This is a genomic window from Nocardioides sp. QY071, assembly GCF_029961765.1.
In the GTDB taxonomy this organism is placed as follows: Bacteria; Actinomycetota; Actinomycetes; order Propionibacteriales; family Nocardioidaceae; genus Nocardioides.
Genome location: NZ_CP124681.1, coordinates 3,232,470 through 3,251,339, shown reverse-complemented (window position 1 = coordinate 3,251,339; position 18,870 = coordinate 3,232,470). Strand labels below are relative to the sequence as shown.

19 protein-coding genes are annotated in these 18,870 nt (G+C 72.8%); 12 read left to right on the top strand and 7 right to left on the bottom strand.

Going from position 1 to position 18,870, the window contains the following annotated elements; genetic code table 11:
- Positions 1 to 15: 15 nt before the first annotated feature.
- Positions 16 to 804: an alpha/beta fold hydrolase gene (locus QI633_RS15695; RefSeq protein WP_282426305.1), complete on the bottom strand. Its 789-nt coding sequence runs from the start codon at positions 802 to 804 to the stop codon at positions 16 to 18.
- Between the two features lie 253 nt (positions 805 to 1,057).
- Here QI633_RS15695 and QI633_RS15690 point away from each other — a divergent pair, with 253 nt between their 5' ends.
- From QI633_RS15690 to QI633_RS15665, 6 genes are read left to right on the top strand one after another with little or no spacing between them, the layout of a single operon-like run.
- Complete coding sequence (locus QI633_RS15690) at positions 1,058 to 1,759, top strand: lysophospholipid acyltransferase family protein (protein ID WP_260805927.1); 702 nt, start codon at positions 1,058 to 1,060, stop codon at positions 1,757 to 1,759.
- Positions 1,756 to 2,871, top strand: coding sequence for a DUF5931 domain-containing protein (locus tag QI633_RS15685; RefSeq protein WP_141798342.1), 1,116 nt, complete (start codon positions 1,756 to 1,758; stop codon positions 2,869 to 2,871). Before QI633_RS15690 ends, QI633_RS15685 begins: the two co-directional genes overlap by 4 nt.
- Positions 2,868 to 3,374 (top strand): flavin reductase, encoded by a 507-nt coding sequence (locus QI633_RS15680; RefSeq protein ID WP_282426304.1) that lies wholly within the window; start codon positions 2,868 to 2,870, stop codon positions 3,372 to 3,374. Before QI633_RS15685 ends, QI633_RS15680 begins: the two co-directional genes overlap by 4 nt.
- A 48-nt stretch (positions 3,375 to 3,422) precedes the next feature.
- Positions 3,423 to 4,079, top strand: coding sequence for a response regulator transcription factor (locus QI633_RS15675; protein WP_222117809.1), 657 nt, complete (start codon positions 3,423 to 3,425; stop codon positions 4,077 to 4,079).
- Positions 4,080 to 4,086: 7 nt separating this feature from the next.
- Entirely contained in the window at positions 4,087 to 4,689 is a 603-nt protein-coding gene (locus QI633_RS15670; RefSeq protein ID WP_141798344.1) for a TetR/AcrR family transcriptional regulator, read from the top strand.
- 18 nt (positions 4,690 to 4,707) lie between these two features.
- Positions 4,708 to 5,604, top strand: coding sequence for a hypothetical protein (locus tag QI633_RS15665; RefSeq protein ID WP_141798345.1), 897 nt, complete (start codon positions 4,708 to 4,710; stop codon positions 5,602 to 5,604).
- Here the strand turns inward: QI633_RS15665 and QI633_RS15660 are convergent.
- Positions 5,591 to 6,415, bottom strand: coding sequence for a DUF1028 domain-containing protein (locus QI633_RS15660; protein ID WP_282426303.1), 825 nt, complete (start codon positions 6,413 to 6,415; stop codon positions 5,591 to 5,593). The two genes, QI633_RS15665 and QI633_RS15660, sit on opposite strands and share 14 nt — an antisense overlap.
- Positions 6,416 to 6,462: 47 nt before the next feature.
- On the opposite strand from QI633_RS15660, the gene QI633_RS15655 reads away from it, so the two are divergent.
- Complete coding sequence (locus tag QI633_RS15655; protein ID WP_141798347.1) at positions 6,463 to 7,491, top strand: 6-phosphofructokinase; 1,029 nt, start codon at positions 6,463 to 6,465, stop codon at positions 7,489 to 7,491.
- Positions 7,492 to 7,495: 4 nt separating this feature from the next.
- Positions 7,496 to 8,701: an amidohydrolase family protein gene (locus tag QI633_RS15650; protein ID WP_282426302.1), complete on the top strand. Its 1,206-nt coding sequence runs from the start codon at positions 7,496 to 7,498 to the stop codon at positions 8,699 to 8,701.
- Here the strand turns inward: QI633_RS15650 and QI633_RS15645 are convergent.
- Positions 8,691 to 9,470, bottom strand: a complete 780-nt coding sequence (locus tag QI633_RS15645) for an endonuclease/exonuclease/phosphatase family protein (RefSeq protein ID WP_141798349.1) — start codon at positions 9,468 to 9,470, stop codon at positions 8,691 to 8,693. The two genes, QI633_RS15650 and QI633_RS15645, sit on opposite strands and share 11 nt — an antisense overlap.
- Before the next feature lie 80 nt (positions 9,471 to 9,550).
- On the opposite strand from QI633_RS15645, the gene QI633_RS15640 reads away from it, so the two are divergent.
- From QI633_RS15640 to QI633_RS15625, 4 genes are read left to right on the top strand one after another with little or no spacing between them, the layout of a single operon-like run.
- The gene (locus QI633_RS15640) at positions 9,551 to 10,183 is read left to right on the top strand and encodes a hypothetical protein (RefSeq protein WP_186348227.1); all 633 of its coding nucleotides are present in this window, start codon (positions 9,551 to 9,553) and stop codon (positions 10,181 to 10,183) included.
- Positions 10,184 to 10,222: 39 nt separating this feature from the next.
- Positions 10,223 to 11,677 carry an APC family permease gene (locus QI633_RS15635; protein ID WP_141798350.1) on the top strand — a complete coding sequence of 485 codons (1,455 nt, stop codon included), beginning with the start codon at positions 10,223 to 10,225 and terminating at the stop codon, positions 11,675 to 11,677.
- A gap of 20 nt (positions 11,678 to 11,697) precedes the next feature.
- Entirely contained in the window at positions 11,698 to 13,032 is a 1,335-nt protein-coding gene (locus tag QI633_RS15630; RefSeq protein WP_141798351.1) for a 3-deoxy-7-phosphoheptulonate synthase class II, read from the top strand.
- A complete protein-coding gene (locus QI633_RS15625) occupies positions 13,029 to 14,030 on the top strand; it encodes a GntG family PLP-dependent aldolase (protein WP_282426301.1) in 1,002 nt (333 codons plus the stop codon). The genes QI633_RS15630 and QI633_RS15625 overlap by 4 nt, the downstream gene beginning before the upstream one ends.
- 26 nt (positions 14,031 to 14,056) lie before the next feature.
- Here the strand turns inward: QI633_RS15625 and QI633_RS15620 are convergent, their stop codons facing one another.
- The 4 genes from QI633_RS15620 to pknB form a co-directional block, all read right to left on the bottom strand.
- Positions 14,057 to 15,085 carry a hypothetical protein gene (locus QI633_RS15620; RefSeq protein WP_282426300.1) on the bottom strand — a complete coding sequence of 343 codons (1,029 nt, stop codon included), beginning with the start codon at positions 15,083 to 15,085 and terminating at the stop codon, positions 14,057 to 14,059.
- A gap of 119 nt (positions 15,086 to 15,204) precedes the next feature.
- Positions 15,205 to 15,687 carry an SRPBCC family protein gene (locus QI633_RS15615; protein WP_160158223.1) on the bottom strand — a complete coding sequence of 161 codons (483 nt, stop codon included), beginning with the start codon at positions 15,685 to 15,687 and terminating at the stop codon, positions 15,205 to 15,207.
- Positions 15,688 to 15,763: 76 nt separating this feature from the next.
- Complete coding sequence (locus QI633_RS15610) at positions 15,764 to 16,693, bottom strand: DMT family transporter (RefSeq protein WP_282426299.1); 930 nt, start codon at positions 16,691 to 16,693, stop codon at positions 15,764 to 15,766.
- The gene (gene pknB / locus QI633_RS15605; protein ID WP_260805928.1) at positions 16,683 to 18,776 is read right to left on the bottom strand and encodes a Stk1 family PASTA domain-containing Ser/Thr kinase; all 2,094 of its coding nucleotides are present in this window, start codon (positions 18,774 to 18,776) and stop codon (positions 16,683 to 16,685) included. Before pknB ends, QI633_RS15610 begins: the two co-directional genes overlap by 11 nt.
- Positions 18,777 to 18,870 lie beyond the last annotated feature (94 nt).

The window sequence follows — 18,870 nt, the reverse complement described above, 5'->3', positions numbered from 1 at the left end:
CCTGCGGTCCGCAGGCTACGCCCCGGTCACCCGCGCGACGAAGGCCGCCGACTCCTCGAAGATCGTGGGAGCGTCGTTGTCGAGCGTGGCCACGTGGAAGCTCTCCGGCAGCGCGATGCGCGTGACGTCGGTCGACGAGATGCCGTCGAGCACCAGCGGCTCGGAGGCGTCGTCGACGACGTGGTCGTCGGCGGAGCGGAAGTAGACCAGGGGAGCGGTGATCCGCGGCAGGTCGGTGCGCAGCGACGGCCACGCCTGGATCAGCGAGTGGATCGCCTTGAGCGGGGTACGGTCGTAGCCGCGCTCGTCGACACCGGGCTTCTTGATGTCGTTGGCGATCGCGGGGAAGGACGGCACCAGGTGCTTGAGCACCGGCAGCAGCTTGACGTCGAGCCGCCTGGTCGCGACCGCGGGGTTGACCACCATCACGCCGGCGACCTCGTCGGGCCGGTCGGCGGCCAGCCGGAGCACGAGCGCACCTCCCATCGACAGCCCGCCGACCACGACCGCGTCGTGCTCGGCGCGCAGCGCGTCGAAGGTGCGGGTGAGCTCGGCGTACCAGTCTGTCCAGCGCAGGGTGTTGAGCTCCTGCCAGGTGGTGCCGTGCCCGGGCAGCAGGGGTACGGCGACGCCGTACCCGAGCGCGCCGAGGTGCTCGCCCCACGGTCGCATCGACGCTGGCGAGCCGGTGAAGCCGTGGCTGAGCAGCACGCCGATCCGGCGTCCGCCGGTCAGCTCCGGCCGGGCCGCGATGGTCAGGGCGGCGGTCTGGTCGGTCCCGCGCTCGGGGGTGCTCGGAGGCATGACGGGATTGTGCCGTACCGCAGCCTGGATCCGCGGATGGCCACCTACTACGCGGCCCCACAGCGGCGCGCTCGCTGCGTTGCGGACGCTCGATGGGCGGCCCAGCACGACTTCGCGCCCGCGCCTTGCGATCACACCCCTGTGGTGCCGCTCGCTACGGTGCCCATCCACGGATCCAGGCTTGGCACTAGGATCCGTTGCAGTGGCGTCGGTCCGGGCAGGCGCCAGGTCCCTGGGGAAAGGTCCGAAGAGGTTGTTCTACTGGTTCCTGAAGTTCGTCGCCCTCGGGCCGCTGCTGAAGGTCGTCTTCCGCCCCAGGGCCGAAGGCGTCGAGAACGTCCCCGCCACGGGGCCGGCGATCCTCGCCAGCAACCACCTCTCCTACGCCGACTGGCTGTTCATGCCGCTGGTCATCCCGCGGATGGTGCGCTTCGTCGCGAAGGCCGAGTACTTCACCTCGCCCGGCGTCAAGGGCTGGCTGCAGAAGAACTTCTTCAGCGGTACGGGCAACATCCCGATCGACCGCACCAGCGGTGACGCCGCTTCCGGCGCCCTGGTCTCCGCGAAGCGGGTGCTGGCCGAGGGCGAGCTGTTCGGCATCTACCCCGAGGGCACCCGCTCCCACGACGGTCGTCTCTACCGGGGCAAGACCGGGATCGCGCGGCTGACCCTGGAGACCGGCGTACCCGTCATCCCGGTCGCCGTCGTCGGCACCGACGTGGTGGCTCCGCCGGGCAAGAAGTTCGGCCGGATCACCCGCCCCACGGTGCGCTTCGGCAAGCCGCTCGACTTCTCCCGCTACGCCGGCATGGAGAACGACCGCTTCATCCTGCGCTCGATCACCGACGAGATCATGTACGAGATCATGCGGCTCTCCCAGCAGGAGTACGTCGACATGTACGCCACCCGCGCCAAGGCCGAGTCGAAGTCCGAGTCACGGAAGCTCGCCTCCTGACGACCACCAAGGCGGCTCTGGCCGTCGAGGACCGGATGTTCCGGGCCCTCGCGGTGCTGCGGGTCGTCGTGCTGGGCTACGCCGTCGTCCTCAACGCCTACCGCAACAACTTCGACCACCCGGTCCTCGGCTGGGTCTGCGTCGCGGTGATGGTGGTCGCGACCGCGGTCGCGACCGTCGTGTACGCCGCCCCCGAGCGTCGCGTCACCGCGGTGCTGCTGGCCGACCTCGCGCTGGCGCTCGCCCTGCTGCTCGCGACCCCGGTGGTCAAGGGACCGTGGTTCCAGGCGACCATCCCGGGCTACTGGATCGTCGGGGCGCTGCTGGCGTGGGCGGTGCGCTACGGCTGGCGGGGCGGCACGATCGCGGCGGTGCTGCTCGGCGCGGTCGACCTGCTGACCCGCTCGCACGTCGCCCAGAAGGACTGGGGCAACGTCTTCCTGATCCTGCTCGGCGGCTCGATGGTTGGCTTCGTCTGTGAGTCGCTGAAGGCGATGGCGGCCGAGCGCGACCTGGCGCAGCGCGAGGCCGCCGCGGCGGCGGAGAGGGTCCGGCTGGCCCGGGCCGTGCACGACGGCGTGCTGCAGGTGCTCGCCCTGGTCCAGCGCCAGGGTGGCGAGCTGGGCCGTGCGGCCGGTGCGCAGGAGCAGGCGCTGCGCACCCTGATCCGCTCCCAGGACGCCCTGACCGCGACCCCGCAGGCGCTGGCCGGGCACGCCGACCTCGCTCGCGCGCTGGGCACGCTCGGCGCCCGGCCCGGCATCGAGGTGGGCCTGCCGGCGGGCGCCGTCGAGCTGCCCGCCCACACCGTCACCGAGCTGGCCGCGGTCGTCCGGGCCTGCCTCGACAACGTCGAACGGCACGTCGGGCCCGACGCCCGTGCCTGGGTGCTCGTCGAGGACCTCGGCGACCAGGTCGAGGTGAGCGTGCGCGACGACGGGCCCGGCATCGCTGCCGGCCGGCTCGAGGCCGCCGAGCAGGAGGGCCGGCTCGGCGTCGTGGAGTCGATCCGCGGTCGGGTCCGCGACCTCGGCGGGACCGCGTCCCTCGACACCGGCTCCTACGGGACCGAGTGGACCTTCGTCGTCCCCCGTGGGCAGGAGCGATCGTGACGATCCACAGCACGCACCCCTTCGCCGACGCCGATCCGGACCCGGCGCGCCGCTTCCGCGGCCGGGTCGGCGGCGCGGTCACGCTGTGGACCGCCGGCGACGAGCACGACCGGGCCGGCCTGACCGTCACCTCGTTGATGGTCGCGCTCGGCCCCGAGCCGTGTGTGCTGGCCCTCCTCGACCCCGACTCCGACCTGCTCGACACGCTCCGCTCGACCGGGCAGGGCGTCATCCAGCTGCTGACCTGGGCCGACCGCCAGCTGGCCGAGTCGTTCGCCGGTACGGCGCCCGCCCCCGGCGGCCCGTTCCGCCAGGCCCCGTTCGTCGCCGAGTCCCACGGCCCCCGGCTCGCCTCCGCCACCACCTGGGCCGGCGTCCGGCTGGCAGGGGAGCGCGAGGTCGGCTGGTCGGTCGAGGTGAGTGCGGTCCTCGAGCAGGTCGTGGTCGGGGACGAGGACGACCCGCTGCTGCACCGCCGCGGCCGCTTCCTGCGGGTCTCGTGACGGTTGCTGCGCAACCTCCTCGACCTCCGGTGGGTAGGGTTCGCTGACATGACGGACCCGATCCGGGTGATGGTCGTCGACGACCACCCGATGTGGCGCGACGCCGTCGAGCGCGACCTGCAGGCTGCCGGCTTCGACGTGGTCGCCGTGGCGGCCACGGGCGCCGAGGCGATCGCCCGGTTCCACGCGACCCGGCCGCGGGTGGTGGTCCTCGACCTCCAGATCCCCGAGCCGAGCGGCGTCGAGGTCACCGCACAGGTGCTGGCGGCCGAGCCGTCCTCGCGGGTGCTCATCCTGTCCGCCTCCGGCGAGCAGGACGACGTGCTGGCGGCGGTGAAGGCCGGCGCCACCGGCTACCTCCTCAAGTCCGCCTCGCGTGAGGAGCTGCTGACCGCCGTACGCCGGGTCGCGAAGGGCGACACCGTCTTCACGCCCGGCCTGGCAGCGCTGGTGCTCGGCGAGTTCCGGCGGATGAACGAGCCGGCCACGCCGCCGGGGGAGCGGCTGACCGACCGCGAGACCGAGATCCTGCGGATGGTCGCGAAGGGGGTGTCCTACAAGGACATCGCCGAGCGGCTGGTGATCTCGCACCGCACCGTGCAGAACCACGTGCAGAACACCCTGCGCAAGCTGCAGATGCACAACCGGGTCGAGCTCACCCGGTACGTGATCGAGCAGGGCCTCGACGCCGACGACGAGAACTGATCGGCCCGTGGCGGAGCGGCAGCGGGCCCGGCCCCGGCAGGACCGTGCGGTGCAGACGCGCCGGCTCCTGCTCGACACGGCGGTGCGGGTGCTCGACCGCGACGGCCTCGACCGGCTGACCACCTCGGCGGTGATCCGCGAGGCCCACGTCAGCAGCGGGACCTTCTACCGCTACTTCAACGACCGCACCGAGCTCCTCGCCGTGCTCCGCGAGCAGGCGGTGCACGCGATCAGCGACGACCTCATGGTCAGCGTCGTCGACGCGCTCGAGCTCGACCTCGACGCCGCGCTGCGGATGGTCGTGGTCACCCTCGTCGACGGGTTCGAGCGGCACCGTGGGGTGATCACCGCGATGGTCAACCAGACCCCGGCCGGCAACAACGCCAACGTGCTCCCCGAGATCGAGGCCGACCTGCACCGGCTGGCCTCGCTGCTCCCGCGCCGGCACCGTCCCGACCTCGCGCCCGAGCAGCTCGAGGCCGTCGTGTTCATGCTGATGGGCGTCCTGGTCTCCACCTGCCTGCGGATCGCGCTCGCCCGGCCCGAGGGCGTGGCCCGCGAGGACCTCGTGGAGCTCACCGTCGTGATGATCGGCGCCGGGCTGCGATGACTCTGGAAGACTCCGACCGTGGCTGACCTGCTGGAGATCGCCGACGAGCTCTACGCCCTGCCGCTGGGGGACTTCACGCCGACGCGCGACGCCCGGGCCAAGGAGCTCAAGGGCACGCCCCTGGCCGCGCAGGTCAAGGCACTGCGCAAGCCCAGCACCGCGGCGTGGGTCGTCGACCTGCTGGTACGCCGGGAGGCGGCCCAGGTCGACCAGGTGCTCAGCGTCGGGGCGGCGCTGCGCGAGGCCCAGGAGGCGATGTCGGCCGGCGAGCTGCGGGCACTGACCAAGCAACGCCGCCAGGTCACCGCCGCCGTCACCACCCAGGCCCGCCGGATCGCGGCCGAGGAGGGCCTGCGGGTCACCGAGGCCGTCGCCGAGCAGGTCGAGGCCACGCTGACCGCCGCGATGGTCGACGCCGAGTGCGGCCGCGCCGTCCGCAGCGGCCTGCTGGTCAGCACGTTGCGCACCACCGGGCTCGAGCCGATGGACGCCGACGACCTCGCCCGCGCGGTCGCCCTCCCCGAGGCGCTGGGCTTCAGCGCCACCCCGCGCGAGGCCCCGCGCCCCGGCCCGCCCGACCTGCACGTCGTACCGGACCCGGACAAGGCGGCCAAGGCGGTCGCCGCTGCGAAGGATCGGCTGGACGCCGCCGAGGAGGAGTACGCCGCCGCCCGGGCAGCCCACGACGACGCGGCCGGCGAGGTCGAGCGCCTCTCCGCCCGGTCGCTCCAGCTGGAGGCCGAGACCGACGAGCTGCGCCGCCGCCTGGCCGACCTCGAGGAGCAGGCCGAGGCGCTCGAGGAGGAGCTGGCCGAGGCCGAGGAGGTCCGCGACGGTACCGGCGCGGACCTGCGCACCGCCACCGCCGAGCGGGACGCGGCGCATCAGGCGCTGGAGCGGGTCAGGAGTCGCTGAGCTCCCGAACGATCGCCAGCACCCGCCGGTCGATCCACGCCAGGTCGGGGGCAACCCGCATCTCGTAGTTCTCGGTGCTGACCCAGGTGTGGAAGTCGCGGTGCCCGGCGGCCACGGCGAACGCCTCGAGCTCCTCGCGCAGGGCAGCGTCGACGCTCACCCTCTCCTCCTCGGTCGAGGCGGTCAGGTAGAGGTCGTGCAGGTCGAGGAGCCGGACCAGCTCGTCGATCGGTGCCTCGTGGTCGTCGACCCGGAGGTCGACGGCGACGTCGTCGAGGCCGCCGTACCCGGCACCCTCGCGGACCACGAGGATCGCGGCGGACTGCCGTCCCCGGCGGTCGCCGCCGGCGGCGTCGCCGGCAGCCAGTGCGGCGATCAGCCGGTCCTGGAGCGGTGCGTCGGCCGCACCGCCCAGCCAGGCGTCCTCCATCGCGGCCACGACCTCCTCGCCGGCCAGGCAGTTGCCCTGGACGGCGTACCCGTCGCCGGTGCGCCCGCCCGCCCAGGGGATGCACTCGGCGCCCGTGTGGGAGGCGGCGGTGCCGTCGAGGTCGACGATGCCGACCTGGCGGTGCGCCCGGCCCTCGTCCTCCTCGAGCAGCCGCTGCAGCGCGACCGGTGCGGTGGCGCCCTCGTCGAGGTGGGACAGTGCGAGCCCTTTGTAGGCCACGTTGGCGTCGGCCTGGGTCGCGAGCGCGCCGACACCGGCCACGGCGGCCGGCACGGCGGAGCCGACCGCCAGGAACTTGGACGCGACGGCGACGCCCCAGGACTCGCCGTCGGCGGAGCGGGCCACGATCGAGAAGGTCATGGCCAGAGCCTAGATACCGTGCCCGGACCCGATGTACGTTGGGAGCCATGCGCGTCGGAGTGCTGACCGGTGGCGGTGACTGCCCGGGCCTGAACGCCGTGATCCGGGCCGTGGTGCGCAAGGGGGTGAACGAGCACGGGTTCGAGTTCGTCGGCTTCCGTGACGGCTGGCGTGGACCTCTCGAGGGCGCGACGGTGCCACTCGGGATCGAGCAGTGCCGCGGGATCCTGCCGCGCGGCGGCACCATCCTCGGCTCCTCGCGGACCAACCCGTTCGCCATCGACGACGGCGTGCAGCGGATCAAGGACAACCTCGCCGCGGCCGGAGTCGACGCGCTGGTCGCGATCGGGGGCGAGGACACCCTGGGCGTCGCGACGAGGCTGGCCGACCTGGGGGTCGCGGTGGTCGGCGTACCGAAGACGATCGACAACGACCTCTCCGGCACCGACTTCACCTTCGGCTTCGACACCGCGGTCAACATCGCCACCGAGGCGATCGACCGGCTGCACACCACCGCCGAGTCGCACCACCGGGTGCTCGTCGTCGAGGTGATGGGCCGCCACGCCGGCTGGATCGCGCTGCACGCCGGCATCGCCGGGGGAGCGAGCGCGGTGCTGATCCCCGAGGCCCCGTTCGACATCGAGGCCGTGTGCGCACATGTCGAGACCCGGTTCCGCAGCGAGTACTCGCCGATCATCGTCGTCTCCGAGGGCGCGGTCCCGGCCGACGGCACCGGCATGACCCTGGTCAGCGGCGAGAGGGACGCCTTCGGGCATGTCCGCCTCGGCGGCATCGGCGATCGTCTCGCCCAGGAGATCGAGCAGCGCACCGGCAAGGAGGCGCGCGCCGTCGTCCTGGGCCACATCCAGCGCGGCGGCACGCCGTCCGCCTTCGACCGCTGGCTCGCCACCCGGTTCGGGCTGCAGGCGATCGACGCGGTCGCTGACGGTGAGTACGGCGTGATGGTGGCGCTGCGCGGTACGTCGATCGTCCGGGTGCCCCTCGTCGAGGGCACCGGTGAGCTCAAGCTGGTCAGCCCGGCGGAGTACGCCGAGGCACAGGTGTTCTTCGGCTAGTCGGATGCACGCCTGGCGGGCGCCCCGCGCCTTCGACGGTCACCGCTTCCTCGCCGGGGGAGCGACGGTGCTGGTCGAGGGCGACCGGATCGTCGGCGTCGAACCGGCGCACTTCGCGGTGCCGCACGACTGTCCCGTCACGACGTACGACGCAACGCTGATGCCCGGCCTCGTCGATGCCCACGTCCACCTGGTGTCCGACGGCAGTGTCGGCGCGCTCGAACGCGTCGGGGTCCAGGGCGACGACGAGATCGACGCCCAGGTCGCCCGGTCCCTTGCGGCACAGGCCGCCGCCGGTGTCACGACGGTCCGCGACCTCGGCGACCGCGACTACCGCACGCTGCCGTTCCGCGACGCCCCCGGACCGGGGACACCGCGCATCGTCGCCTCCGGGCCGCCGCTGACCACCCCGGGCGGGCACTGCCACTACCTCGGCGGCGCGGCTGCGAGCGACGACGACCTGCGCGCTGCGGTGATCGAGCACGCCGAGCGCGGCGTGGACCTCGTCAAGGTCATGGCCGGTGGTGGCTTCCTCACCCCGGGCAGCGACATGATCGGTGCGCAGTTCGCGGTCGAGGCGCTGCGCCTGGTGGTCGACACCGCCTACGGCCTCGGTCTGCCGGTGCTCGCGCATGCCCACTCGGTGGTCGCGATCGAGGTCGCGCTCGACGCCGGCGTCGACGGCATCGAGCACTTCACGGGCGTCACGGAGAACGGCGCCGTGCTCAGCGACGACCTGCTCGAGCGCACCGCGGCGGCGGGCGTGGCCGTCGACCCGACGATGGGCAACGATCCAGCGGTGCTGGCCATGCTGCCGACACCACCGCCGGCGATCCTCGAGATCATGGCCCGCGTCGGGCTCGACATCGAGGCCTTCTTCGCCCAGCGGTACGTCGACGTCGGCCGGATGCGCGCCCACGGCGTACGGGTGGTGCCGGGTGTCGACGCCGGTGCCGCGCCGACGAAGGCGCACGGCAACGCGTGGCGGGCGGTGCTCGACCTGGCCACGGCCGGCTGGCCCCTGGACGAGGCGCTCGCCGCGGGGACCTCCGGGGCCGCCGACGCCTGCGGTCTCGGTGCGGAGACCGGGGCGCTGCGACCGGGGCTGGCGGCGGACCTGCTCGTGGTGGAGGGCGACCTGGCGGCCGATCCGGCGGCACTGGGACGTCCGCTCGACGTCCTGCTGCGCGGATCCCCGCTCAGCGGCTGAGCGGGGACGCCGCGAGCTCCACGTCGACCACCAGGGCCCGGTGGTCGGAGAGCCGCATCCGGCGCGCCCGGGCGACCGCCGGGAGGGCGGGCTCGGCGAGGACGTGGTCGAGCTGCTCGACCGGCCGGTCGGCCGGGAAGGTCGGCTCCCCGCCCAGGGGGTGCAGGCCGGTCAGCCGAGCCGCGCGCCGGGTGCCCATGTTGAGGTCACCCGTCAGCAGGAGCGGACGTGGGGCGCCGGACAGCGACCGCACCAGCCGCCGCAGCTGGTGTCCGTTCCACCATCGAACGAACGACAGGTGCGTCGTCGCCACCGTCAGCACGCCGCCAGCACCCTCGACGGTGGCGGCCACCGCGACCCGAGGCTCGTCGCGCACCCAGGTCGGCCGCGGCTGCCCGCCGAACCACATCGGGACCGGCGTCGTGACGGCCGGGAGCCGGACCACCTGCCAGCCGGTGACCGGGAGGCGGCTCAGCAGCGCGATGCCGTACGCCGCGTCGTGCGGCTGCTCGTCGCCGGTGGCCGCCGTCCAGGTCGCCCCCGGGCTGCCCGCGAGCGCGGCCACGAACCGGTGGTGAGGTGCGCCCATCGCCTCGGCGGCGAGCGCGGTGAGGTCGGCGTGCCCGGAGCGCTGGAGCAGGTGGTCGACCTCCTGCAGGGCGAGCACGTCCGCGTCGAGGTCGCGGATCGCGTCCTGCAGCACGCCCACGTCGACCTCGTGGTCGTGCTGGGTGCGACCGCCCAGGATGTTGAAGGTCACGATCCGCATCCCGCCCGAGGTACCCGCCCGACTGCGCCGTACCCGGCCGGGTACCTCGTGCTCCCCGGAGATGCGCGAGGTGATGACGGGTGGTCGAGGCAGCGGAGGGTGTCGGTCGCTCCGGGCAGCTGCGGGAGGCGCTGAAGCTCGTGGCGGTGCTGCTGAAGGAGACCGGCGTGCCGTTCGCGCTCGCCGGCAGCTACGGCCTGTGGGCCCGGGGAGGCCCGGAGCCCGAGCACGACGTGGACTTCATGATCGCCGAGGAGGACGCCGCCCGCGTCGAGGACGCGCTGGCCGAGAGCGGGCTGGAGGTCGTGCAGCCGCCGGAGGACTGGCTGTTCAAGGTGTTCGTCGAGGAGGCGATGGTCGACGTGATCTTCCGGGTGCGCAACGAGCCGATCGAGCGCTCCCGCTTCGCCGACGCCGACGAGATCGAGGTCGAGTCCGTGCGGATGCCGGTGCAGTCCGCGACCGTGTTGATGACCGACAAGCTCGGGTCCCTGGAGGAGCACGCATGCGACTTCACGGCGGTGCTTCCCGTCGCGCGGGCGGTCCGTGAGCAGGTCGACTGGTCCGCCGTGGCGGCCGGGACGGCCGACAACCCCTTCGCCCGGGCGTTCCTGGGCCTGCTCGAGGCGCTCGGCGTCGCCGTCCCACCGGCCGCCGACATGCCGCAGGAGCCGGCAAATGCTTCCGTTCCTCCACGGCCTGCGCGAAGGTGAGCTACGGAGTACCTCCAACCTCGGGAAGGGACGGCACCCATGACGACGCAGACCACCGGCGCCGCGACGCCAGGACAGCAGGGACAACCGGAGCTGAAGCGGGTCCTCGGCCCCGGCCTGCTGCTGCTGTTCATCGTCGGCGACATCCTCGGTGCGGGCGTGTACGCCGTCACCGGGCGCCTTGCCGGACAGGTCGGCGGGATCGCCTGGCTGCCGTTCCTGGTGGCGTTCGCGATCGCGACGCTGACCGCCTTCTCCTACCTCGAGCTGGTCACGAAGTACCCGCAGGCGGCGGGCGCCGCGCTCTACGCCCACAAGGCGTTCGGCATCCACTTCGTCACCTTCCTGGTGGCCTTCACCGTGGTCTGCTCCGGGATCACCAGCGCCTCGACGTCCTCGGGCCTGCTGGCCTCCAACCTGCTGATCGGGCTCGGCAACGACGCACCGGGCAACGGGCTGGTGCTGACGGTGGCGCTGGCGTTCATGGTGCTGCTCGCGCTGATCAACCTGCGCGGCGTGGGCGAGAGCGTGAAGTTCAACGTCGTGCTCACCCTCGTCGAGATGTCGGCCCTGGCGATCGTGATCGGCATCGGCATCTACGTGATCGGCAAGGGTGACGGCAACCTCGACCGGATCACCGTCTTCGAGAGCCCGGACGACAAGGGCCTTTTCATGGCCGTCACGGTCGCGACCGCGATCGCGTTCTTCTCGATGGTCGGCTTCGAGGACTCGGTCAACATGGTCGAGGAGACCAAGGACCCGGAGCGGATCTTCCCGCGGATGATGCTCACCGGCCTCGGCATCGCGGTCGTCATCTACATGCTCGTCGCGGTCTCCGTCGTGGCGGTGATCCCCACCGACAAGATCGGTGCGCCGACCAACGCCGAGGCGGGCATCCTCATCGACGTCGTCAAGCTCGGTGCCCCGGACCTGCCGATCGACGACTTCTTCCCGTTCATGACGGTGTTCGCGGTGGCCAACACCGCGCTGATCAACATGCTGATGGCCAGCCGGCTGATCTACGGCATGGCCCAGCAGCACGTGCTGCCGCCGGTGCTCGGCAAGGTCCTGCCGGGCCGCCGCTCGCCGTACGTCGCCATCGGCTTCACCACCCTGCTCGCCCTCGGCCTGATCACCTACGTCCGGCTCGGCTCCGAGAGCACCATCGTCGGCTCGCTGTCCGGTACGACCGCGCTGCTGCTCCTCGCGGTCTTCACCATCGTCAACATCGCCTGCCTGGTCCTGCGTCGCGAGCCCCGTCGGCCGCACGCATTCCGGGCGCCGACGGTGGTGCCCGTCCTGGGTGCGATCCTGTGCGCCTACCTGCTCGGACCGTGGGCCCGGCTGGAGGCCGACATGATCCAGTACAAGATCGCCGCGGGCCTGCTCGGCCTCGGTGTCGTGCTCTGGTTGCTGACCCGGCTCTTCTACAAGCCCGAGGGCGGTCACTTCGCCGACATCGAGCACATGGACGTCGATCCGACCGACGACTGAGCGGTGGGTACGATTGGGAGGTGAGCAGCCTTCCGTCCCTCGAGCAGTTGCACGCCATCGGAGCGAAGCAGCAGCCGTCGTACGACGACCCCGCGGCCCTGGCCGCGACCGTCGAGCGACTGCGCACGCTGCCCCCGCTGGTGTTTGCGGGCGAGTGCGACGAGCTGAAGGCCAAGATCGCGGCGGCCAGCCGCGGCGAGGCCTTCCTGCTCCAGGGCGGCGACTGCGCCGAGACCTTCGTCGACGCCACCGCCGACAACACCCGCAACAAGCTGCGGGTGCTGCTGCAGATGGCTGTCGTGCTGACCTACGCCGCGTCGGTGCCGGTCGTCAAGGTCGGGCGCCTCGCGGGCCAGTACGCCAAGCCTCGCTCGTCGGACACCGAGACCCGTGGCGAGGTCACCCTGCCGGCCTACCGCGGCGACGCGGTCAACGGCTTCGAGTTCACCCCCGAGTCGCGCCGTCCCGACCCGCAGCGCCTGCTCGACGTCTACCACGCGTCGGCGTCCACGCTGAACCTCGTGCGCGCCTTCACGACGGGTGGCTACGCCGACCTGCGCCAGGTGCACACCTGGAACTCCGAGTTCGTCCGCAACAGCCCCGTGGGCCAGCACTACGAGGCGATGGCCGCCGAGATCGACCGTGCGCTGACCTTCATGAAGGCGATCGGCGCCGACCCGGAGGAGTTCCACCGGGTCGACTTCTACTCCTCCCACGAGGCGCTCCTGCTCGAGTACGAGCACGCCATGACCCGCATCGACTCGCGCACCGAGAAGCCCTACAACGTCTCGGGCCACATGGTGTGGATCGGCGAGCGCACCCGCCAGCTCGAGGGTGCGCATGTCGAGTACTTCCGCCACATCAGCAACCCGATCGGCTGCAAGCTCGGCCCGACGGCGACCGCCGACGACGCGCTCGCCCTCGCCGCGAAGCTCAACCCGACCAACGAGCCGGGCCGGCTGACCTTCATCACCCGCTTCGGCGCGGGCAAGATCCGCGACGGCCTGCCGGCGCTGGTCGAGAAGGTCACCGCCGAGGGCGTCGACGTGGCCTGGGTGTGCGACGCCATGCACGGCAACACCTTCGAGGCGTCCAACGGCTACAAGACCCGCCGCTTCGAGGACGTCCTCGACGAGGTGCAGGGCTTCTTCGACGTGCACCGCGCGCTCGGTACGGTCCCGGCCGGCATCCTCGTCGAGAACACCGGCGACGACGTCACCGAGATCGTCGGCGGCGGCGAGGAGCTCGACGAGCAGGGCCTGGCCCACCGCTACGAGTCGGTCGTCGACCCGCGCCTCAACCGGGTGCAGTCGCTGGAGCTGGCCTTCCAGGTCGCGGGCATGCTGCGCTCGTGATCGACCTCCGCTCCGACACGGTCACCCGGCCGACGGAGGCGATGCGCGCCGCCATGGCGGCGGCCGAGGTCGGCGACGACGTCTACGGCGAGGACCCGACCGTCCGCGCCCTCGAGGAGCGGGTGGCCGAGCTGTTCGGCCGCGAGGCCGCGCTGTGGACGCCGACCGGCTCGCTGGCCAACGTGCTCGCGGTCGCGGCCGTCGTGGCACCCGGCCAGGAGGTGCTCTGTGAGGCACGCGCCCACATCGCGCGGGCCGAGCTCGGCGCCCACGGTGCCGTGTCCGGCCTGACCATGCGCACCTGGTCGCACCCACGAGGCCAGGTCGATCTCGCCGCGCTCGGGGAGCTGTTCGCGCCCGACCTGGGGCCGTACTTCGTGCAGACCGCCGCGCTCTCGGTGGAGAACACCCACAACTTCGCCGGGGGAGCGGTGCTCCCGCTCGCCGACCTGCAGGCGCTGCGGGCGTTCGCCGACGAGCGCGGCGTCGCGGTCCACCTCGACGGCGCCCGGATCTGGAACGCCCACGTCGCGACCGGCACCCCGCTGCGCGACTACGGTCGGGTCGCCGACGTGATGGCGGTCTGCCTGTCCAAGGGCCTCGGTGCACCGGCCGGCTCGCTGCTGCTCGGCAGTGCCGAGCGGACGGCGCAGGCACGGGTACGCCGCAAGCGGCTCGGCGCCGGCATGCGCCAGGTCGGCATCCTCGCGGCCGCCGGCCTGCACGCCCTCGACCACCACGTCGAGCGGCTCGCCGACGACCACGCCCACGCGCGGCTGCTCGCCGAGGCCGTCGGGGCCGACCCGGCCGGCGTCGACACCAACATCGTGGCCTTCGACGTCGCCGACGCCCCGGCGTACGTCGCCCGGGCCCGGGAGGCCGGCGTCCTCGTCGGCGCCGTCGGTGCGCGCACCATCCGGCTGGTCACGCACCTCGACGTGGGCCGCGACGACGTCGAGCTGGCCGCGAAGGTGCTCGCCGGACTGGTCGTCGAGTAGTCCGAGGCCTCGGGCGAGGACGGACGTTACGCGGGAGCGCCGCGGAAGCGGACGTCGCTGATCGCGGTGAAGTCGCGGCCGTTCGGGCCCTTGCCGGGCGCGCTCACCTCGACGAGGTGGAGCACCACCCTCGTGGTCGCCACCGGTCCGACCGGCTGCAGCTGCACGCTCTGCCGGTCGCCGAGCTCCTGGGTGATCCGGGTGCCGTCGTCGAACTCCCACTGCACGGCGCGGATCCGCCGGTTGCCGCGGTACCAGTTGTCGCCGCCGTCGACCTTGGCGTAGCCGTTGACCAGGCCCACCTCGGTGAGCACGATCTCCTTGCCGAGGTCGAAGACGAGCGTCGCGCCCGTCCCGTCGCCGGGCATCCGCCAGGCCGTGCGGGGCTTGCCGTCGAGCATGTTGCCGGCGTCGTAGGTGACCGGGCGGTTCTGCCGGTCGCGTGAGGCGGGCGCGGTGGCGGGGACCTCGGCCTTCGCGGTCCCGGTCAGGTCGCGCAGGTCGGCCGTCGCCGGCGGCTCGACCGGCCCGCCCGTGCCCGTGCTGTCGGGCAGCGGCTCGTCGGATCCGTCGGGGCTCTGCGGCGTGGTCGGGTCGGCGTCGTCGGTGCGCTGCTCCTGGCCCGACCCGTCCGTGGCGTCGCCGTCACCGTCACCACCGGCGCTGACCAGCAGGTAGGCGCCGATCCCGGCGACCAGCGCGAGGACCACGACGCCGAGCAGCCAGGGCAGCCACGGCGTGCCCGAGCGCTCGCGGGGCGCCGGTCCCTGCGCCGACGGGACGGACGGAGGCGCCGGCACGGCCACCTGGGTCACCGCGGCCGGCGGCGCCGCCGGGGGCGGACCGGACGGTCCGGGGGGCGCGGTCGGGGCGTCGGCGTACAGCGGATAGCGGGCCGCGGGCGGCAGCTGGCCGGTCGGCGGGGGTACGACGGGCGCGCTCGTGGCGGGCGCCGCCTCCGGGTGCCGGCCGGGAACGGGCTGTCCGCAGTTCGTGCAGAACCGGCCGACCCCGAGCTCGTGCCCGCAGCTGGTGCAGTGCGTCGGGGTGGTCATCGCGGGGCTCACCGTACCCCGACGAACTGGTGAGGTGTCAGAACCGGTCATCAGGTGTGCACTCAGCCTGGATCCACCGGTGGCTGGCTACTACGCGCCACCCACCGGTGGATCCAGGCTCAGCCCGCGAGCGCGCGTCGGCAGGCCTCCGCCTCGATGTCCTCCAGGTCGTGCTCGAGCACCTTGCGGGTGCGGTCGTAGCTGAAGCCGCCGAACATCGCCCACATCGCCCGCGAGAGCGCCGAGCGGTGGCTCATCTCGACCGTCGTGGTCATCGCCAGCCTGGTGCCGGTCGCCTCCGGCCCGGACGGGGTGAGGCGGTAGGCGGTGCGGATGATGTCGTTGCCGACCTCCGCCTCGACGACGGTACGGCGCTCCGGCTCGGACTCGACGACCTGGATCTGCTCGGGTCCGTGGTGGCCGAACAGGGTCCGGCGCTCGCGCCAGGTGGTGCCGACGTCGTACCCGCCCTCGGTGAGCACCTCGCTCTCGCTGACGCTGCGCAGCACGTCGGGGGCGTGGGCGACGTCGGTGATGACGTCCCACACCTGCGCCGGCGGGGCGGGGATGGTGCTGTGCACGTGGATGATGTGACCGGCCATGGTGACTCCCGTGGGTTGGGTTCCCCCACTGCCCATGGTGCGCCTGCCCGGCCGGCTTGACCACCCCCTCGTCCGCTCACACCGCGAGGTGGGTGACCTCGCCCTCGACGTGGCGGCGGGGGACCAGTTCGACGACGAGCATCGCGGCGAGCACCAGCAGGCCGCCGCCGAGCATCCGCACGGTCAGCGACTCGCCGCCGAGCAGCACGGCGAAGAACGCAGCGAACACCGGCTCCATGCTCATGATGATCGCGCTGCGCGTCGCCGGCAGGTGGGCCTGCGCCCAGGTCTGCGCGAGCAGCGCCGCGGCGCCGGCGAACAGCGCCATGTAGACCAGGTTCAGCCAGTCGGTTCCGCGCTCGGGCAGCACGATGCCCGGCTCGCCGGAGACCAGCGCCGCGACCAGGCAGATCGCGGCGATGACCAGGATCTGCAGGATCGACATGCCCAGCGCGTCGGCCGGGCGGGACCAGGCGCCGAGGGCGACGATGTGCGCGGCGTACAGCAGGGCGGCGACCAGGGTGATCGCCTCGCCGTACCCGATCGAGAAGCCGTCGAGCGTGAGCACGCCGAGCCCGGTGGTGGCGAGCACGACCGCGCCCCAGGTGGCCGGGGTGATCCGGGACTTCAGCACCACGGCGGCGAACAGCGGCGTCGCGACGACGTACAGGCCCGTGATGAAGCCGGACACGCTGGCCGGCGTGTGCGCGAGTCCCGCGGTCTGCAGGATCTGGCCGACGCCGTAGAGAGCGCCGAGCACGAGCGCCCGGCGGCGTACGTCGGGCGGGAGCCGTGCCACCGCCCGCGGCGCGATGAGCAGCATGGCGCCCCCGGCGATCAGGAAGCGCACGGCCAGGAAGTCGACGGTCGGCACCCGCTCGAGCAGGTCCTTGATCAGGAAGAAGGTCGAGCCCCAGCACGCCGTCATGGCGAGCAGGGCGAGCGTCGCCAGGAGGGCGGTACGACGAGAGGTGCTGCCGTTGACCGCGGAGGGGTCAGACGACATAGAGGACGACCGTGCTGCCCTTGCGCACCTTGGTCCCGCCGCCGGGAGCCGTGCTCCACGCGACGGAGCCGTTGATGTAGATGTCGGCGTGCTCGACCCGCACGACGAGGCCGAGGTCCTCGAGCAGGGCGATCGCGTCGTCGGTCGACTTGAGCCGCACCGCAGGCACCAGGACCAGCTCCGGGCCCTTCGAGACGACCAGCTCGACCTTGTCGCCCTTGAACAGGGTGCCGGTCTCGGGGGTCTGGCTGATCACGCGGCCCTCGGCGACGTCGTCGCTGTACTTCTCGTCAACGACCTGGACGTCGAGTCCCTTCTTGCCCAGCACCTGCTTCGCCTTGTCGGCGTCCTTGCCGACGAAGCTGCGGACCTTGAGCGGCTTGCGGCCCTTGGACACGACGAGGGTGACCGAGGTGCCGACGGGCAGTCGTTGTGCCTCGGGCGTCCCGAACGCCGGGGTGGAGCGGATCACGCGGCCGGCCTCCACGGTCTCGGACCACTCCTCGACCGGCTGGGCGGGGACGAACTTCACCTCGGCGAGGGCCGCCTCCGCCTCGGCGACGGTCTTGCCGGTGAGGTCAGGGACGTCGTAGCGCTCCTTGCCGCGCGAGACGGTCAGGGTCACCTCGCCGTCGGGCAGGATCCTGGCTCCCGGGCGCGGGTCGGTCGAGACGACCACGCCCTTGGCGACGCTCTCGGAGTAGACCTCCTTGACCTCGGCGCCGAGCCCGGCCTTGTCGAGCTTCGCCGCCGCGGCGGCCTGCTCCAGCCCGATCACGCCGGGGGTCGTCGTGTAGCGGCCCCAGCCGACCCACCAGCCGGTGCCGCCGAGCGCACCGGCGAGCAGGACCAGCACCAGCGCGATCGCGATCCGCTTGGCCCGTCCGGGCTTGCGCTGGCGCGGGGGCCGGGCCGCCTTCGGCGGGGCCGGGGGCCTCGGGGGCACCGGCACGGCCGGCTGCGGCCGGTCGACGATGACCGAGGTGCGCTCGTGGTCGGGCGTGACCAGGTCCGGCATGCCGTCCCACAGCGAGCTGACCGGCTCCGGCGTCGTGTCGCCGTCGACGCCGGCCGGCGCCTCGGCGGGAGCGCCCGCGCGGGCGGCGGGCAGCAGGTCGGCGACCAGCTCGGGGTCGGAGCGCAGGCCGTCGTGCAGCGCCTGGACGACGCGGCGCACGTGGTGCAGCAGCACCGTGGCGTCCGCCGGGCGCAGGCTGGGGTCGCGGGTGGTGGCCCGTGCGGTGAGCGCGTCGACGTAGTCGGGGATGCCGGGTACGACGCTCGACGGGAGCGGGACGTCCTCGTGGACGTGGCGGTAGGCCACCGCGATCGGCGTCTCGCCCGTGTGGGGCTTGGTGCCGGTCAGCAGCTCGAACAGGATCACGCCGACGGCGTACACGTCGGCGCGGGCGTCGGCCCGCTGCTCGACGACCAGCTCGGGGGCGAGGTAGGAGACGGTGCCGATCAGCACGCCGTTGGTCGCGGTGTGCTGGGTGTCGGCGCTGACCGCCTTGGCCAGGCCGAAGTCGGCGACCTTGATCCGGCTCGCCCCGGAACTCGGATCCGTGGCGATCAGGACGTTCTCGGGCTTCACGTCGCGGTGGATCAGGCCCGCGCGATGGGCGGCCCCGAGGGCCGAGAGCACCGGGTCGAGCAGCGCCAGCGCCCGCTCGGGTGACATCGGGGCGTCCTTGGTCACCGTGTCGCGCAGGGTGTGCCCCGGGACGTACTCCATGACGAGGTAGACGGTCCCGTCGCTCTCGTCGCGCCCCTGGTCGAAGACGGCCACGACGTTCGGGTGCGAGATCCGCGCCGCCGCCTTGGCCTCGCTGACGAAGCGGCGGGCGAACGAGTCGTCGTCCTGGGTCGTGGAGTCGCCGAGGCCGGGGTGCATGATCTTGACGGCCACGGTGCGGTCCAGCCGGGTGTCGACGGCCTCGTAGACGCTGGCCATGCCACCGCGGGCGATCCGGATGCCGATCCGGTAGCGGCCGTCGAGCAGGCGCCCGTGCTGGTGGTCCTGGATGCGTGCGGGGTCGCCGGGTCGCGCGGCGTGGCCGCGAGCGCGCTGGTCTTCGTGCACAGCGACCCTCCTGTGCATGTTCTGCTGGACCGGCCGGGGAAGTGACCGGAGCAGTCATCGTACGGCGCGGCACCACACACGCCGGCTGGCCACG

What these genes read in the sequence shown, in the direction of transcription:
- QI633_RS15695 (WP_282426305.1), bottom strand. Translation starts at nt 804, where the DNA reads ATGCCTCCGAGCACCCCCGAGCGCGGGACCGACCAGACCGCCGCCCTG.
- QI633_RS15675 (WP_222117809.1), top strand. Translation starts at nt 3,423, where the DNA reads ATGACGGACCCGATCCGGGTGATGGTCGTCGACGACCACCCGATGTGG.
- QI633_RS15660 (WP_282426303.1), bottom strand. Translation starts at nt 6,415, where the DNA reads ATGACCTTCTCGATCGTGGCCCGCTCCGCCGACGGCGAGTCCTGGGGC.
- QI633_RS15655 (WP_141798347.1), top strand. Translation starts at nt 6,463, where the DNA reads ATGCGCGTCGGAGTGCTGACCGGTGGCGGTGACTGCCCGGGCCTGAAC.
- QI633_RS15650 (WP_282426302.1), top strand. Translation starts at nt 7,496, where the DNA reads ATGCACGCCTGGCGGGCGCCCCGCGCCTTCGACGGTCACCGCTTCCTC.
- QI633_RS15645 (WP_141798349.1), bottom strand. Translation starts at nt 9,470, where the DNA reads ATGCGGATCGTGACCTTCAACATCCTGGGCGGTCGCACCCAGCACGAC.
- QI633_RS15635 (WP_141798350.1), top strand. Translation starts at nt 10,223, where the DNA reads ATGACGACGCAGACCACCGGCGCCGCGACGCCAGGACAGCAGGGACAA.
- QI633_RS15620 (WP_282426300.1), bottom strand. Translation starts at nt 15,085, where the DNA reads ATGACCACCCCGACGCACTGCACCAGCTGCGGGCACGAGCTCGGGGTC.
- QI633_RS15615 (WP_160158223.1), bottom strand. Translation starts at nt 15,687, where the DNA reads ATGGCCGGTCACATCATCCACGTGCACAGCACCATCCCCGCCCCGCCG.
- QI633_RS15610 (WP_282426299.1), bottom strand. Translation starts at nt 16,693, where the DNA reads ATGTCGTCTGACCCCTCCGCGGTCAACGGCAGCACCTCTCGTCGTACC.